The organism is Pseudomonas sp. SDT291_1_S447 (assembly GCF_054070155.1).
On record NZ_JBSVXS010000023.1, the window covers coordinates 54,491 to 70,451 of the forward strand.

General features: G+C 59.5%; 12 protein-coding genes. 4 read left to right on the top strand and 8 right to left on the bottom strand.

What is annotated here, in order from left to right; translation table 11 throughout:
- The first annotated feature begins 12 nt into the window (after nt 1–12).
- Nucleotides 13–2,421, top strand: a complete 2,409-nt coding sequence (locus ACW9IR_RS10855; protein ID WP_457463139.1) for a penicillin acylase family protein — start codon at nt 13–15, stop codon at nt 2,419–2,421.
- A gap of 180 nt (nt 2,422–2,601) precedes the next feature.
- On the opposite strand, the gene ACW9IR_RS10860 is transcribed toward ACW9IR_RS10855, so the two are convergent.
- Entirely contained in the window at nt 2,602–3,567 is a 966-nt protein-coding gene (locus ACW9IR_RS10860) for a GlxA family transcriptional regulator (protein ID WP_457463141.1), read from the bottom strand.
- Nucleotides 3,568–3,792: 225 nt separating this feature from the next.
- On the opposite strand from ACW9IR_RS10860, the gene ACW9IR_RS10865 reads away from it, so the two are divergent.
- Nucleotides 3,793–4,431 carry an HD domain-containing protein gene (locus ACW9IR_RS10865; RefSeq protein WP_457463143.1) on the top strand — a complete coding sequence of 213 codons (639 nt, stop codon included), beginning with the start codon at nt 3,793–3,795 and terminating at the stop codon, nt 4,429–4,431.
- A 146-nt stretch (nt 4,432–4,577) separates the two neighbouring features.
- On the opposite strand, the gene ACW9IR_RS10870 is transcribed toward ACW9IR_RS10865, so the two are convergent.
- From ACW9IR_RS10870 to ACW9IR_RS10900, 7 genes are all read right to left on the bottom strand, one after another.
- Nucleotides 4,578–5,468, bottom strand: a complete 891-nt coding sequence (locus tag ACW9IR_RS10870; RefSeq protein ID WP_007913861.1) for an ABC transporter permease subunit — start codon at nt 5,466–5,468, stop codon at nt 4,578–4,580.
- Nucleotides 5,465–6,346 carry an ABC transporter permease subunit gene (locus ACW9IR_RS10875; RefSeq protein ID WP_457463152.1) on the bottom strand — a complete coding sequence of 294 codons (882 nt, stop codon included), beginning with the start codon at nt 6,344–6,346 and terminating at the stop codon, nt 5,465–5,467. The genes ACW9IR_RS10870 and ACW9IR_RS10875 overlap by 4 nt, the downstream gene beginning before the upstream one ends.
- A gap of 35 nt (nt 6,347–6,381) precedes the next feature.
- Complete coding sequence (locus ACW9IR_RS10880; protein ID WP_007913856.1) at nt 6,382–7,524, bottom strand: ABC transporter ATP-binding protein; 1,143 nt, start codon at nt 7,522–7,524, stop codon at nt 6,382–6,384.
- Nucleotides 7,525–7,590: 66 nt separating this feature from the next.
- The gene (locus ACW9IR_RS10885; RefSeq protein WP_102901386.1) at nt 7,591–8,688 is read right to left on the bottom strand and encodes a polyamine ABC transporter substrate-binding protein; all 1,098 of its coding nucleotides are present in this window, start codon (nt 8,686–8,688) and stop codon (nt 7,591–7,593) included.
- A 188-nt stretch (nt 8,689–8,876) separates the two neighbouring features.
- A complete protein-coding gene (locus ACW9IR_RS10890) occupies nt 8,877–9,989 on the bottom strand; it encodes a polyamine ABC transporter substrate-binding protein (protein WP_007913851.1) in 1,113 nt (370 codons plus the stop codon).
- A gap of 172 nt (nt 9,990–10,161) precedes the next feature.
- Nucleotides 10,162–11,526, bottom strand: a complete 1,365-nt coding sequence (locus ACW9IR_RS10895) for an aspartate aminotransferase family protein (RefSeq protein WP_102901387.1) — start codon at nt 11,524–11,526, stop codon at nt 10,162–10,164.
- Nucleotides 11,527–11,582: 56 nt separating this feature from the next.
- Nucleotides 11,583–12,941 (bottom strand): glutamine synthetase family protein, encoded by a 1,359-nt coding sequence (locus tag ACW9IR_RS10900; protein WP_034151968.1) that lies wholly within the window; start codon nt 12,939–12,941, stop codon nt 11,583–11,585.
- 729 nt (nt 12,942–13,670) lie between these two features.
- Between ACW9IR_RS10900 and ACW9IR_RS10905 the strand changes: the two genes are divergently transcribed.
- Both ACW9IR_RS10905 and ACW9IR_RS10910 read left to right on the top strand, forming a co-directional pair.
- Entirely contained in the window at nt 13,671–15,047 is a 1,377-nt protein-coding gene (locus tag ACW9IR_RS10905) for a glutamine synthetase family protein (RefSeq protein ID WP_007913842.1), read from the top strand.
- Between the two features lie 227 nt (nt 15,048–15,274).
- The gene (locus tag ACW9IR_RS10910) at nt 15,275–15,913 is read left to right on the top strand and encodes a TetR/AcrR family transcriptional regulator (protein WP_102901388.1); all 639 of its coding nucleotides are present in this window, start codon (nt 15,275–15,277) and stop codon (nt 15,911–15,913) included.
- The last annotated feature ends 48 nt before the right edge of the window (nt 15,914–15,961 follow it).

Sequence of the window (15,961 nt, forward strand, 5' to 3'; positions counted from 1 at the left end):
CAAGGAGTCACCATGAAGCGCGTGTTCACCGAACTTGGCTTGCTCATCGTTGTTCTGCTTGCCGGCGCAGGCTGGTACGTCTACAGCAAACAGCCAACGCGACAGGGCCAGGTCGAACTGCGCAACCTGCAGGGCTCGGTGACCGTGCGCTACGACGAACGCGGTGTACCGCACATTCGCGCCGAGAACGAAACCGACCTCTACCGCGCCCTCGGCTACGTGCATGCCCAGGATCGCCTGTTCCAGATGGAAGCCATGCGCCGCCTCGCACGTGGCGAACTGGCCGAAGTGCTCGGGCCGAAGCTGCTCGACACCGACAAACTGTTCCGCAGCCTGCGCATCCGTGAGCGCGCTGCCAGTTACGTCGCCAGTCTCGATAAACAGTCGCCGGCGTGGAAGGGCCTGCAAGCCTATCTGGATGGCATCAACCAATATCAGGACAGCCACGCCGCGCCGATCGAGTTTGACGTGCTGGGCATCCCCAAACGACCTTTCACGGCAGAAGACAGCATCAGCGTCGCCGGCTACATGGCCTACAGCTTTGCCGCCGCATTTCGCACTGAGCCGCTGCTGACCTATGTGCGCGATCAGCTTGGCGCCGATTACCTCAAGGTCTTCGACCTCGACTGGCAGCCAAAAGGCGTCCTCGCCAAGGATCACGGCAAATCGACTCCACCCCTGGCCGCTGGCGACTGGAAAGACCTCAACGCCCTCGCCCGCCTCAGCGAACAGGCACTGATCGACAATGGCCTGCCGCAGTTCGAAGGCAGCAACGCCTGGGTCATCGCGGGCAGCCGCAGCCAGAGCGGCAAACCGCTGCTGGCCGGTGATCCGCATATTCGCTTCTCGGTGCCGTCGGTGTGGTACGAGGCGCAATTGTCGGCGCCAGGCTTCGAGCTGTACGGCCATCATCAGGCGCTGGTGCCGTTCGCGTTCCTCGGCCACAACCTCGATTTCGGCTGGAGCCTGACCATGTTCCAGAACGACGATCTGGACCTGATCGCCGAGAAGGTCAATCCGGATAACCCGAATCAGGTCTGGTATCGCGGCCAGTGGACCGACATGCTCGTCACCCAACAGCAGATCAACGTGAAGGGGCAGTCGCCGGTGCCCCTCACCCTGCGCCAATCGCCCCACGGGCCGATCGTCAACGATGCGCTGGGATCTGCTGCCGGGAAGACACCGATTGCGATGTGGTGGGCCTTCCTCGAAACACCGAACCCGATCCTCGAAGGCTTTTACCAGCTCAACCGCGCCGACACGTTGGCCAAGGCTCGTGCCGCAGCGGCCAAGGTGCAGGCGCCGGGGCTGAATCTCGTCTACGCCAACGCCAAGGGTGATATCGCCTGGTGGGCCTCGGCATTGCTGCCCAAGCGTCCGGCCGGGGTGCGGCCGGAATTCATCCTCGACGGCAGCAGCAATCAGGCCGACAAGGATGGCTTCTACCCGTTCAGCGCCAACCCGCAGGAAGAGAACCCGGCGCGCGGCTACATCGTCTCGGCCAACTTCCAGCCGCTGTCGCCGACCGGTATGGAGATTCCCGGTTACTACAACCTTGCCGATCGCGGGCAGCAACTCAATCGTCAGCTCAGCGACAAGAGCGTGAAGTGGACCAATGAGGCCAACCAGAAACTGCAACTGGGCACCGCCACCGGCTACGGCCCGCGCTTGCTCGCTCCTTTGCTGCCGGTATTGCGTGAAGTCGTCAGCGATCCGGCGCAACTGAAACTGGTCGAGCAACTGGCGCAGTGGCCAGGCGACTATCCGCTGGACTCGGTCAGTGCGACGGTGTTCAACCAGTTCCTCTACGACCTGGCCGATGCGGCAATGCGGGATGAGTTGGGCAATGACTTTTTCGACACGCTGCTGTCGACGCGAGTGATCGATGCGGCGCTGCCGAAGCTGGCGGCGAATGCCGATTCACCGTGGTGGGATAACCGCAGCACACCGAACAAGGAGACCCGCGCCGATGTCGTGCGCGCGGCGTGGCAGGCGAGCATGCAGCACTTGAAGCTGACCCTCGGCGATAACTCTGCCGAGTGGAAATGGGGCGCTTCGCACACGCTGACTCACGGGCATCCGCTGGGACAGCAGAAGCCGCTGGAGCGGATTTTCAATGTCGGGCCGTTTGCGGCGCCGGGCAGTCATGAAGTGCCGAACAATCTGTCGGCGAAGATCGGCCCGGCGCCATGGCCAGTGACTTACGGGCCGTCGACACGGCGCTTGGTGGACTTTGCTGATCCGGCGCATGGTTTGACGATCAACCCGGTTGGGCAGAGTGGTGTGCCGTTCGACAGTCACTATGACGATCAGGCTGAGGCGTATGTCGACGGGATGTATGTGCAGGCGCATTTCAATGCCGAAGAAGTGACGGCGAATACGCGCAGTACGTTGAAGCTGTTGCCGGCGCGGGCACCTTAAAAGCCCCTCACCCTAACCCTCTCCCGGGGGGAGAGGGGACTGACCGAGGTGTCTTTCGCTATGCACCGACCTGAGAGATCGAGTCGATTATGGATTCGGTACAGCAACATCACGTCGGCGTATCTCCCCAATATCCCCCAATCGGCCCCCTCTCCCTCTGGGAGAGGGCTGGGGTGAGGGTCAAAGTATCACCGCAAAATTCAGCCGAAACTGCTGCGGCGTCACCCCCAACCGCCGGTTAAACACCCCGCGCATATGCTGCGCATCGCGAAACCCGCACTGATACGCCACCGTCTTCAACGGCGCCGCGGTACTTTCCAGCATCACCCGCGCCGCATCCACCCGCGCCCGCTCGACAAACTCCGCCGGCGTGACTTTGGCTTCCCGGGCAAACACCCGCGAGAAATTGCGCGCACTCATGTTCGCCGCATTGGCCAGATCGGCAATCGTCAGATCACCAGTCAGATTGGCCAGCACATACAACTGCACCATCGCCACCGCCGACGTAGGTTCCGCATGCGGCGTGAGGAACGGACTGAACTGTGACTGCCCACCGGAACGCTGGGTGAACACCACCAAGCGTTTAGCCACGCTCAGCGCCACTTCAGCGCCGTGATCACGCGCCAGCAAATACAACGACAGATCGATCCCCGCCGTGACCCCCGCCGAGGTGTAGAGCGTGCCGTCCTCGACATACAAGCGATCCGCTTCGACCTGCGTTGTCGGGCACAACTGCGCCAGCGCCTCGGCGTCGTTCCAGTGCGTGGTGACGGTGCGCCCCTCCAGCAACCCCGCGCGCGCGAGCATGAACGCGCCATTGCAGATTGAACCGAAGCGCTGCGCCCGTGCGCAGGCCCCGCGCAGCCAACCGTCGAACGCCGCGCCGAAATCCATGAACGGCAATTGCGGCCCACCGGCGACCAGCAGCAGATCATAGGCGTCGAGTGCTTCGCTGAAATACCGATGGGCATTCAGGTTCAAACCATTGGAACAGGCCATCGGGCCGTGTTCGACGCCGATCACTTCGAACCGATAGTGATCCTCGGGCGCCAGGAAGCGATTGGCCTCGGCGAACACATCCATGGGGCCGCTGACGTCCAGCGACTGCACGCCTGCGAATACCACGATGGCGACGGTTTTGCTCATGGCTGTGGATTCCCCCTTTAAGAGCAAAAGATCGCAGCCTGCGGCAGCTCCTACAGGTGTCCGCTTTCCCATGTAGGAGCTGCCGAAGGCTGCGATCTTTTAGCTTGGCACGATTTGCAGGTGGATTGGCAAGGATCGCAGCCATGCGCCGATTGTTCGCTTGCAGCGTCGGGAACAGACTTTCCCCATCAGCGCCACGACGGCGCTTTCAGAAAGGAAAGCACCATGAGCACCACCATCGCCGGCATCAAAATCCCCGACAGCGCCCTCGCCCGGGCCACCACCGAGTACATCCGCGACATCGAGTCCGACCTGCTCTACCACCATTCGCGTCGGGTATTTCTGTTCGGTGCATTGAGCGGCGAGCGTCAGCAACTGGCCTACAATCCGGAGTTGCTCTACATCGGCGCGATGTTCCACGACTTGGGTCTGGTCGAAGGTCATCGCAGCGCTGATGAACGTTTCGAAGTGGATGGCGCGAATGCGGCGGCAGCTTTTCTCAAACCGTACGGGCTCAGCGATGACGATATCGAACAGGTCTGGCTGTCGATTGCCCTGCACACCACGCCGGGCGTGCCCAAGCATCTGCGTCCAACCGTGGCGCTGGTGACCGCTGGTGTGGAAATGGACGTGCTGGGTATGGATTACGCAGCCTTCAGCACCGTGCAGCGTGAGGCGGTGGTGCATGCGCACCCGCGTGGGGAAGGTTTCAAGGAGTGCATTATCTGCGCGTTTGCCGATGGTTTGCGCCATCGTCCGCAGACCACGTTTGGCAATGTGAAGACCGATGTGCTGAAGGATCAGGAGCCGGGGTTCAAGCCGATGAACTTCGTTGAGGTCATCCGCCAATCTCCCTGGACCTGAAGGCCACCCGAAACATGTGAGAGCGAGCTTGCTCGCGAAGGCGGTAGGTCAGTCACGTGGATGTTGACTGACAGATCGCATTCGCGAGCAAGCTCGCTCCCACAGGGATTGGGGTTGGTCACAGATTTGTGATCAACCCCATTGGCTTACGCAGCCTCCGGGCTTGGCGCCCGACGCACGTCCGGCTGCTTCCACGAATCGGCAGCGCTTTCTTCGATGGCTTGCTGGATGGCTTTCTTGCGCGCTTCTTCGGCACGGCGGCTGAAGAACCAGACCATGAAGGTCACGATCGATACCGCGAGCAGAATCAGACTCGCCACAGCGTTGATCTCAGGCTTCACGCCCAGACGCACTGCCGAGAACACTTCCATCGGCAGGGTCGTCGACCCCGGACCGGAGACGAAGCTGGCCAACACCAGGTCATCCAGCGACAGCGCGAACGACATCATGCCGCCCGCCGCCAGCGATGGTGCGATCATCGGGATGGTGATCAGGAAGAACACCTTCCACGGCCGAGCACCGAGGTCCATCGCCGCTTCTTCGATCGACAGGTCCAGCTCACGCAGACGCGCCGACACCACCACCGCCACATACGCCGCACAGAACGTGGTGTGAGCGATCCAGATGGTGACGATGCCACGTTCCTGCGGCCAGCCGATCATCTGTGCCATGGCCACGAACAGCAGCAACAGCGACAGACCGGTGATCACTTCCGGCATCACCAGCGGCGCCGTCACCAGACCGCCGAACAGCGTACGGCCCTTGAAGCGCGTGATGCGCGTCAGCACGAACGCCGCCAGTGTCCCCAGCGCCACCGCGGCAACCGCGGTGTAGCAGGCGATTTCCAGCGAGCGCAGCACCGAGCCCATCAGTTGCGTGTTGTCGAGCAGGCCGACGTACCACTTGATCGACCAGCCGCCCCACACCGTCACCAGTTTCGAGGCGTTGAACGAGTAGATCACCAGGATCAGCATCGGCAGGTAGATGAACAACAGACCGATGACCAGCATCAGGCTGGAGAAACGGATGCGCTTCATTCTTTGCCCTCCATTTCTTTGGCCTGACTGCGGTTGAACAGAATGATCGGCACAATCAGGATCGCCAGCATCACCACTGCCAGCGCGGACGCCACCGGCCAGTCACGGTTGTTGAAGAACTCTTGCCAGAGCACTTTACCGATCATCAGGGTTTCCGGACCACCGAGCAGTTCCGGGATCACGAACTCACCCACCACCGGGATAAACACCAGCATGCAACCGGCAATAATGCCGTTCTTGGACAGCGGAATAGTGATTTTCCAGAAGCTGTTGAAGGTGCTCGAACCGAGATCCGAGGCCGCTTCGAGCAGACTGTTGTCGTGCTTCACCAGATTGGCGTACAGCGGCAGGATCATGAACGGCAGGTACGAATAAACGACGCCGATGTACACCGCCAGGTTGGTGTTGAGGATCTGCAGCGGCTCGTCGATGAAACCCATGCTCATCAGGAAACCGTTGAGCAAACCGTTGTTGCTGAGAATGCCCATCCACGCATACACGCGGATCAGGATCGCGGTCCAGGTCGGCATCATGATCAGCAGCACCAGCACCGTTTGCAGCTCTTTACGGGCGGTGGCGATGGCGTAGGCCATCGGGTAGCCGATCACCAGACAGAGGACGGTGCTGATGAACGCCATCTTCAGCGAGCCGAGGTAAGCGGCGATGTACAACTCGTCGCCCGCCAGCATCGCGTAGTTGCCCAGGTTCAGCAGGAGTTGCAGCTTCTGCTCGGCGTACGTGTAGATCTCGGTGTACGGCGGGATCGCCACGTCGGCTTCGGCGAAGCTGATCTTCAGGACGATGAAGAACGGCAACATGAAGAACAGGAACAGCCAGATGAACGGGACCCCGATGACCAACTGCCGGCCATTGGGGATTATTCGGTTGATGCGGCGTTTGAATTTGCGCATGTTCATGAGCGAAGTACCACGCCGCTGTCATCTTCCCACCACACGTAAACCTGATCGCCCCAGGTCGGACGCGCGCCACGGCGCTCGGCGTTGGCCACGAAGGACTGCACCAGTTTGCCGCTCGGCAATTCAACGTAGAACACCGAGTGCCCGCCGAGGTAGGCGATGTCGTGCACCTTGCCGCTTGACCAGTTGTATTCACAGGTCGGTTGATCGGCGGTGACCAGCAGCTTCTCCGGACGGATCGCGTAGGTGACCGACTTGTCCTGCACCGAAGTACTGATGCCGTGGCCGACGTAGATCTGCCGGTCGAGGTCTTTGCAGGTGATGGTTGCGTGGCCCTCAGCGTCGTCGATCACTTCGCCTTCGAAGATGTTGACGTTGCCGATGAATTCGCAGACCAGACGACTGGTCGGGGTTTCGTAGATGTCGATCGGGCTGCCGATCTGGGCGATCCAGCCCAGGTGCATGATCGCGATGCGCTCGGCCATGGTCATGGCCTCTTCCTGATCGTGGGTCACCATCACGCAAGTCACACCGACGCGCTCGATGATCTCGACCAGTTCCAGTTGCATCTGCGAACGCAGTTTTTTATCCAGTGCGCCCATCGGTTCGTCGAGCAGCAACAGCTTCGGCCGCTTGGCCAGCGAACGCGCCAGCGCCACGCGCTGACGCTGACCGCCAGACAGTTGATGCGGCTTGCGTTTGGCGTACTGGCTCATCTGCACCAGCTTGAGCATCTCGGCCACGCGTGCATCGACTTCAGCGGCCGGGATCTTGTCCTGCTTGAGGCCGAAGGCGATGTTCTGCGCCACGGTCATGTGCGGGAACAAGGCGTACGACTGGAACATCATGTTGATCGGACGTTCGTACGGCGGCATGTCGGTGATGTCGACGCCGTCGAGGAAAATGCGCCCCTCCGTGGGCCGTTCGAACCCTGCCAGCATCCGCAGCAGAGTGGATTTGCCCGATCCCGAACCGCCGAGCAGGGCGAAGATCTCGCCCTTTTTGATTTCCAGGGACACATCGTCCACGGCAATCGTCTCGTCGAATTTCTTCGTGACCCGGTCGATTTTGACCAACACCTGTTTCGGTGTCTGGTCGCCCTCGAGGGCTTTCTTATAGGCGCCGGAGGCAACTGCCATTTACGAAACTCCCAGAAAAAAACAGTGCAGTTCGCCCCGCAAGGCGAACCCAGGATAGTGTGTGCCTTACATCCCCGACTTGACCTTGGTCCAGCTGCGGGTCATCAGGCGCTGAATGTTCGGTGGCAACTCGGTCGATACGTAGGCCTTGTCGATAACGGCCTGCGGTGGATACACCGACGCATCGGTACGGATGGATTGTTCCATCAGCTTGTCCGAACCCGGATTGGGGTTGGCATAACCGACGTAATCACTGACCTGGGCGATCACCTCAGGTTTCAGCAGATAGTTGATGAAGGCGTGGGCTTCTTTGACGTTGGACGAGTCCTTCGGAATCGCAAGCATGTCGAACCACAACGCGCCGCCCTCTTTTGGCACCGCGTAGGCGATGTTCACGCCTTTCTTGGCTTCCGCTGCGCGGTTCTTCGCCTGGAAGATATCGCCGGAGAAACCGATGGCCACGCAGATGTCGCCGTTGGCCAGATCGCCGATGTATTTCGAGGAATGGAAGTAGGTCACATAAGGACGCACCGCGAGCAATTTGTCGGTGGCTTTTTCGTAGTCCTTCGGATTGGTGCTGTTGGCATTCAGGCCCAGATAGTTGAGCACGGTCGGCATCATTTCATCCGCCGAATCGAGGAATGCCACGCCACAGCTTTGCAGCTTTTTGATGTTCTCAGGTTCGAACAAAACGCCCCACGAATCGATCTTGTCGACACCCAGCACGGCCTTCACTTTATCGACGTTGTAACCGATGCCGTTGGTGCCCCACAGGTACGGCACGGCGTACAGGTTGCCCGGATCGTTCTGTTCCAGACGCTTGAGCAGCGCCGGGTCGAGATTGGAATAATTCGGTAGCTGCGACTTGTCGAGCTTCTGGAACGCGCCCGCCTTGATCTGCTTGCCGAGGAAGTGGTTCGACGGCACGACCACGTCGTAACCGGTACGCCCGGCCAGCAACTTGCCTTCCAGGGTTTCGTTGGAATCGAAGACGTCGTAGACCGGTTTTATCCCGGTCTCTTTCTGGAAGTCGGCCAGCGTGGATTCGCCGATGTAATCGGACCAGTTATAAATATGCACCGTACCGGCGGCCTGGGCTCCGACAGCAATCGTCAGGCCGGCAGTGGCCAGCAGGGCTTTGCGCAAAGAAGAAAAAATAGGCAAGTGGAGGTCCTCTAAATTAGTTGGGCCCAAGTTGCCCCGCGCTGCATGACAGCCATGACTGCCCGGCAACAAAACCGGCGCGCAACTTACCCTCGAAAAACCGTTCCTGCAAAACTTCCTGTCATTTAATTGATCCACTGGCCGCCTTCGCGGGAGACGACGGCCAGTGGTTGTTGCTTCAAACCGGCTTATTTACCGGATTTGATCTTGGTCCAGCTGCGAGTGATCAGGCGCAGGGTCGCTGCGTCCAGATCGCTGATCGCGTAGAGCTGTTTCTTCACTTCAGCCGACGGGTAGATGCTCGGATCGCTGGTGATGTCCTTGTCCACCAGTGGCGTGGCAGCTTTGTTGCCGTTCGGGAAACGCACGGCGTTGGTGATGCCGGCCATCACTTGCGGCTCAAGCAGGTAGTTCATGAACTTGTAGGCGGCTTCGACGTTTTCGGCATCCTTGGGAATGGCGACCATGTCGTAGAACGTGCCAGCACCTTCTTTTGGAATGGTGTAGGCCAGTTTGACCTTGTCACCGGCTTCCTGGGCGCGGGTCTTGGATTGTTCCAGGTCACCCGAGTAACCGACGGCGACGCAGATGTTGCCGTTGGCCAGATCGGAGATGTACTTGGAGGAATGGAAGTAGGCAACCGACGGACGAATTTTCAGGAACAGGTCTTCGGCGGCTTTCAGGTCAGCCTTGTCCTTGCTGTTGGTCGGCTTGCCCAGATAGTGCAACGCCGCCGGAATCATCTCGGTCGGTGCGTCGAGGAAGCTTACGCCGCAGCTTTTGAGCTTCTCGATGTTTTCAGGCTTGAACACCACGTCCCAGGAATCGATCTTGTCGATACCCAGCGCTGCCTTGACCTTGGCCGGGTTGTAGCCGATGCCGATCGAGCCCCACATGTACGGGAACGCGTGCTTGTTGCCTTGGTCGCTGGCATCGCCAACAGCCTTGAGCAGGTCTTCGTCGAGGTTCTTCCAGTTCGGCAGCTTGGACTTGTCCAGCTCCTGGTAAACACCGGCCTTGATCTGCTTGGCGAGGAAGTTATTGGAAGGCACCACGATGTCGTACCCGGACTTGCCGGCCAGCAGCTTGGCTTCCAGGGTTTCGTTGCTGTCGAAGACGTCATAGACGACTTTGATCCCGGTAGCTTTTTCGAAGTTGGCCACAGTGTCCGGGGCGATGTAGTCGGACCAGTTGTAGACGTGTAACACCTTGTCGTCCGCCTGCGCCGCAGCCGCCATGACTCCCATCAGGGACATGGCGAGCAGAGTCTTGCCAGCGAGCTTTTTGCCTAATGCCTTCATGCGTTAATGCTCCAAATTTTTCTTTTTTGAACCACTTTGTTCAGCGGCCGAACCCGGACAACTGGAACCGCGGCTAGTCTGGCAAGATCCGAGGCGGTCTTTCAAGAAAAGACCAGCCTTTCTGACAGCTTTGAGCGCGAGCGCCACGGCTCCCCCGCTCAAAGCCTAGCACTTAGCCCTGCAACGCACTGAGGGTCAGGTCCAGACACTTGCGTGCCTTTGTAACCAGTTCATCGATCTCGGCTTTGCTGATCACCAGCGGCGGCGCGATGATCATGGTGTCGCCCACAGCGCGCATGATCAGGCCGTTGTCGAAGCAGAACTGGCGGCAGATCATGCCGACGCCCTTGCCTTCGTAACGCTTGCGCGTGGCCTTGTCCTGCACCAGCTCGATCGCGCCCAACAGACCGACGCCGCGAACTTCACCCACCAACGGGTGATCGTTCAGTTCCCGCAGACGTTTCTGCAAATACGGTGCCGTTTCGTTGTGCGCGTTCTCGATAATTTTTTCATCGCGCAGGATGCGGATGTTTTCCAGGCCCACCGCCGCTGCCACCGGGTGACCGGAGTAGGTGAAGCCGTGGTTGAAATCGCCACCTTCGTTGAGCACCGCAACAACGGTGTCGCGAACGATCAGCCCACCCATCGGGATGTAACCGGAGGTCAGACCTTTGGCGATAGTCATCATGTCCGGCTTGAGGTCGTAGAAATCGCTGCCGAACCACTCACCGGTACGGCCGAAACCGCAAATCACTTCGTCCGCCACGAACAGGATGTCGTACTTGGCGAGGATTTCCTTGATGCGCGGCCAGTAGCTGTCGGGCGGAATGATCACGCCACCGGCACCCTGAATCGGCTCGGCAATAAAGGCACCGACATTGTCGACGCCGACTTCGAGAATCTTCTCTTCCAACTGATTGGCCGCCCAGATGCCGAACTCTTCCGGGGACATGTCGCCACCCTCGGCGAACCAGTACGGCTGCGCGATGTGGACGATGCCCGGGATCGGCAAGTCGCCTTGTTCGTGCATATACGTCATGCCACCGAGGCTCGCGCCGGCCACGGTCGAACCGTGATAACCGTTCTTGCGGCTGATGATGACTTTCTTGTTTGGCTGGCCTTTGATCGCCCAGTAGTGGCGGACCATGCGCAGCATGGTGTCGTTGCCTTCGGAGCCGGAACCGGTAAAGAACACATGGTTCATGCCTTCCGGTGCCACGTCGGCGATTGCCTTGGCCAGTTCCAGCGCTGGCGGGTGCGCAGTCTGGAAGAACAGGTTGTAGTACGGCAGTTCGCGCATCTGTTTGGCGGCTGCGTCGGCCAGCTCATCGCGACCATAACCGATGGCCACACACCACAGACCGGCCATGCCGTCGAGAATCTTGTTGCCTTCGCTGTCCCACAGGTAAACGCCCTTGGCGTTGGTGATGATCCGCGGGCCCTTCTCTTTCAACTGCTTGAAGTCGCTGAACGGGGCCAGGTGGTGATCATTGCTGAGTGCTTGCCACTCGCGGGTTTGCGGGTTGTTGCTGGTCATGCCAATTCTCCTTGTTATCGGTGAAGACGCGGCCGCTGAGGACCGCGCCCGGCGTATCAGACGGCGAAGAGCAGGTACTCACGCTCCCAGGAACTGATCACGCGCTTGAAGTTTTCATGCTCGGCCCGTTTTACCGCGACGTAGCCAGTGATGAAGGTTTTGCCCAGGTACTTCTCGATGGTCGCGCTGTTTTCCATACGCTCCAGCGCGTCTTCGATGGTCAGCGGCAGGCGCAGGTTGCGGCGCTCATAACCCCGGCCCACCACCGGCGCGCTCGGGTTGAGGCCTTCGACCATGCCGATGTAACCGCAGAGCAGGCTCGCGGCGATCGCCAGATACGGGTTGGCGTCAGCGCCCGGCAGGCGGTTTTCGACGCGACGGTTCTGCGGGCCGGCATCCGGTACGCGCAGGCCGACGGTACGGTTTTCTTCGCCCCACTCGACGTTCACCGGTGCGGAGGTGTCCGGAAGGAAGCGGCGGAACGAGTTGACGTTCGGCGCGAACAGCGGCAGCAATTCCGGAATCAGCTTCTGCAAACCACCGATGTGGTGCAGGAACAGCTGGCTCATGGTCCCGTCTTCATTAGAGAAGACGTTTTTGCCGGTCTCGATGTCGATGATGCTCTGGTGCAAGTGCATCGCACTGCCCGGCTCGCCGGTCATCGGCTTGGCCATAAAGGTGGCGGCCACATCGTGCTTGAGCGCGGCTTCACGCATGGTGCGTTTGAACACCAGAATCTGGTCGGCCAGCGACAGTGCATCGCCGTGACGGAAGTTGATTTCCATCTGCGCCGTGCCGTCTTCGTGGATCAGCGTGTCGAGGTCCAGCTCCTGCAGTTCGCACCAGTCGTAGACGTCTTCGAACAGCGGGTCGAATTCGTTCGCCGCTTCAATGGAGAACGACTGACGACCGATTTCCGGACGACCCGAGCGGCCGATTGGCGGCTGCAATGGATAGTCAGGGTCGTCGCTGCGCTTGGTCAGGTAGAACTCCATTTCCGGCGCCACGATCGGCTGCCAGCCCTTGTCGGCATAGAGTTTGAGAACTTTCTTGAGGACGTTGCGTGGCGACAGCTCGATCGGGTTGCCTTGCTTGTCGTAGGTGTCGTGGATCACCTGCGCGGTCGGCTCGATAGCCCACGGCACCAGGTACACGGCGTTCTGGTCGGGGCGGCAGATCATGTCGATGTCGGCCGGGTCGAGCAGTTCGTAATAGATGTCGTCTTCGACGTAGTCGCCGGTCACAGTCTGCAAAAGCACACTTTCTGGCAGACGCATGCCCTTTTCGGCGATGAACTTGTTGGTCGGCGAGATCTTGCCCCGGGTGATACCGGTCAAGTCGGCGATCATGCATTCGACTTCTGTGATCTTGTGGTCTTTCAACCAATCGGTGAGCTGGTCGAGGTTGTTACTCATAAATGCCTCTGGGCTGAGTCTCCTGACATGATGTCAGGCAAAGTTTGACGCTTGGAGCGTCGCGTTAAAGGGGGCTTGCTCGCGCAGTACCGGCTTACGCCCGGCACCGCGCATAGACAATGAAAGAGGAGCTTACCTGCCCTTTACGCTGGCGTTGCATTTCCTGTGCACACTCAAGCCGTGCAGAATCATGAGCACGGCTTGGCAAGCGGCACAGGCTTTGAGGGTGAAAGCGATCTATATTGGAAGGGGACGCCATAAACAGGATGCTTTCCCGTACGTCCAGAATATCGGACGCTGACGCTTGAGCGGCCATGGACGGGAACATCGTCGCTAACGGGCGAGCCATGCTGGCTGCGCTACGGACGGATCGGTCGCCACTGATGTGATGAGCATGCAGACCGGACTGTTGCGAGCAGTCGGTGATGCCGATTAACGGCAGGCGAGACATGAAGCACCCCGGTATTATTGCTGTTATGGGTTTGATCGGAGCTTAGCCTTGTTCATTTTTTTACACAACACCCCCGTAAAAAATACAACACGGCCTGCTCAAGCCTGCGGGTGCGCAGTCTCGCAAGGACAAAAAAACGCCCGAAAGTGCCCCATAAATGCCCTCGCAGCGCTTTTTTAGGGCAAAAAAGGCCTCGCTTGACTTCGGCAGGCCGTTCGGGTTGACTGAAACCAGAAAAGATCAATGATTGATATTTTTAACAACAAAGGTGTTGCATCATGTCGGTACCCCCGCGTGCCGTTCAGCTTAACGAAGCGAACGCGTTCCTTAAGGAACATCCTGAGGTTCTGTACGTTGACCTTCTGATTGCGGATATGAATGGTGTGGTGCGCGGCAAGCGCATTGAACGCACCAGCCTCCACAAGGTTTACGAGAAAGGCATCAACCTGCCGGCCTCTCTATTTGCTCTGGATATCAACGGCTCTACGGTGGAAAGCACCGGCCTGGGCCTGGACATCGGCGACGCCGATCGTATCTGCTATCCAATCCCCGATACGCTGTGCAACGAGCCATGGCAGAAGCGCCCGACCGCGCAACTGTTGATGACCATGCACGAACTCGAAGGCGACCCATTCTTTGCCGATCCGCGCGAAGTGCTCCGTCAAGTTGTTGCAAAGTTTGACGAGCTGGGCCTGACCATCTGCGCCGCATTCGAACTCGAGTTCTACCTGATCGACCAGGAAAACGTGAACGGCCGTCCACAGCCGCCACGCTCGCCGATCTCCGGCAAACGCCCGCACTCGACGCAGGTTTACCTGATCGACGACCTCGACGAATACGTCGACTGCCTCCAGGACATTCTGGAAGGTGCCAAAGAGCAAGGCATCCCGGCCGACGCCATCGTCAAGGAAAGCGCCCCGGCGCAGTTCGAAGTGAACCTGCACCACGTCGCCGACCCGATCAAGGCATGCGACTACGCTGTACTGCTCAAGCGTCTGATCAAGAACATCGCCTACGACCATGAAATGGACACCACCTTCATGGCCAAGCCGTATCCGGGCCAGGCAGGTAATGGTCTGCACGTACACATTTCGATTCTGGATAAAGAAGGCAAAAACATTTTTGCCAGCGAGGATCCCGAGCAGAACGCCGCGCTGCGTCACGCGATCGGCGGTGTGCTCGAGACCCTGCCCGCGCAGATGGCTTTCCTCTGCCCGAACGTCAACTCCTACCGTCGTTTCGGCGCACAGTTCTACGTGCCGAACTCGCCGTGCTGGGGCCTCGACAACCGCACCGTGGCGATTCGCGTACCGACCGGTTCTTCCGATGCCGTGCGTATCGAGCATCGTGTAGCCGGCGCCGACGCCAATCCGTACCTGCTGATGGCTTCGGTCTTGGCCGGCGTGCACCACGGTCTGACCAACAAGATCGAGCCGGGCGCGCCAGTCGAAGGCAACAGCTACGAGCAGAACGAACAAAGCCTGCCGAACAACTTGCGCGATGCCCTGCGCGAGCTGGACGACAGCGAGGTGATGGCCAAGTACATCGATCCGAAATACATCGATATCTTCGTCGCCTGCAAGGAAAGCGAACTGGAGGAGTTTGAACACTCCATCTCTGACCTTGAGTACAACTGGTATCTGCACACCGTTTAAGCGGATTGCAGCTTCAGGAAAAACGCCGTTGGCTGATTCAGCCAACGGCGTTTTTTTATGGCCGCCTGCGGCGGTTCGCGAGCAGGCTCGCTCCCACAGGGGGCTGTGTGTACAAATGCTCAAGTTCACTGGAGATCAAATGTGGGGGCGAGCCTGCTCGCGAAGCGGCCGACAAGACAACACACAAGCCGGCTCGTACAATGCCCGCTGCCCCGCAGGAGACTTCCATGACGCGACCCGCCCCCGTCCGCAAACCCCGTGCCCGCAGCCAGGCGCGCATCGATTCGATACTCGACGCCGCACGCACGCTGCTGGCCGCCGAGGGTGTGGCGAGTCTGTCGATCTACAGCGTCGCCGAGCGCGCGCAGATTCCGCCCTCTTCCGTGTACCACTTTTTCGCCAGCGTCCCGGCGCTGCTTGAGGCACTGACGGCGGATGTGCACGCCGCGTTTCGCGCCTGCCTGCAAGCGCCGATTGATCACGAAGCTTTGCGTGACTGGCGTGATCTGTCGCGACTGGTCGAACAACGGATGCTGGAGATCTACGACGAAGACGCGGCGGCGCGTCAGTTGATCCTTGCCCAGCATGGTCTGACCGAAGTGACCCAGGCTGACCGTCAGCACGATATTGAGCTGGGCGACCTGATGCACAAGCTGTTCGATCATCACTTTGAGTTGCCAAGGCTGCCGGAGGATGTCGATGTGTTTGCCTTGGCGATGGAGTTGGGTGACCGGGTTTATGCGCGCTCGGTGCAGCAGCATGGGCAGATCACGCCGCGCATGGCCGAGGAAGGGATGCGGGTGTTTGATGCCTACATTGGGTTGTATCTGCCGCCGTATCTACCCAAAAGATCTCTAGTGATCTGACTGACCTCTTCGCGAGCAGGCTCGCTCCCACATTTGGAATGCGATCCC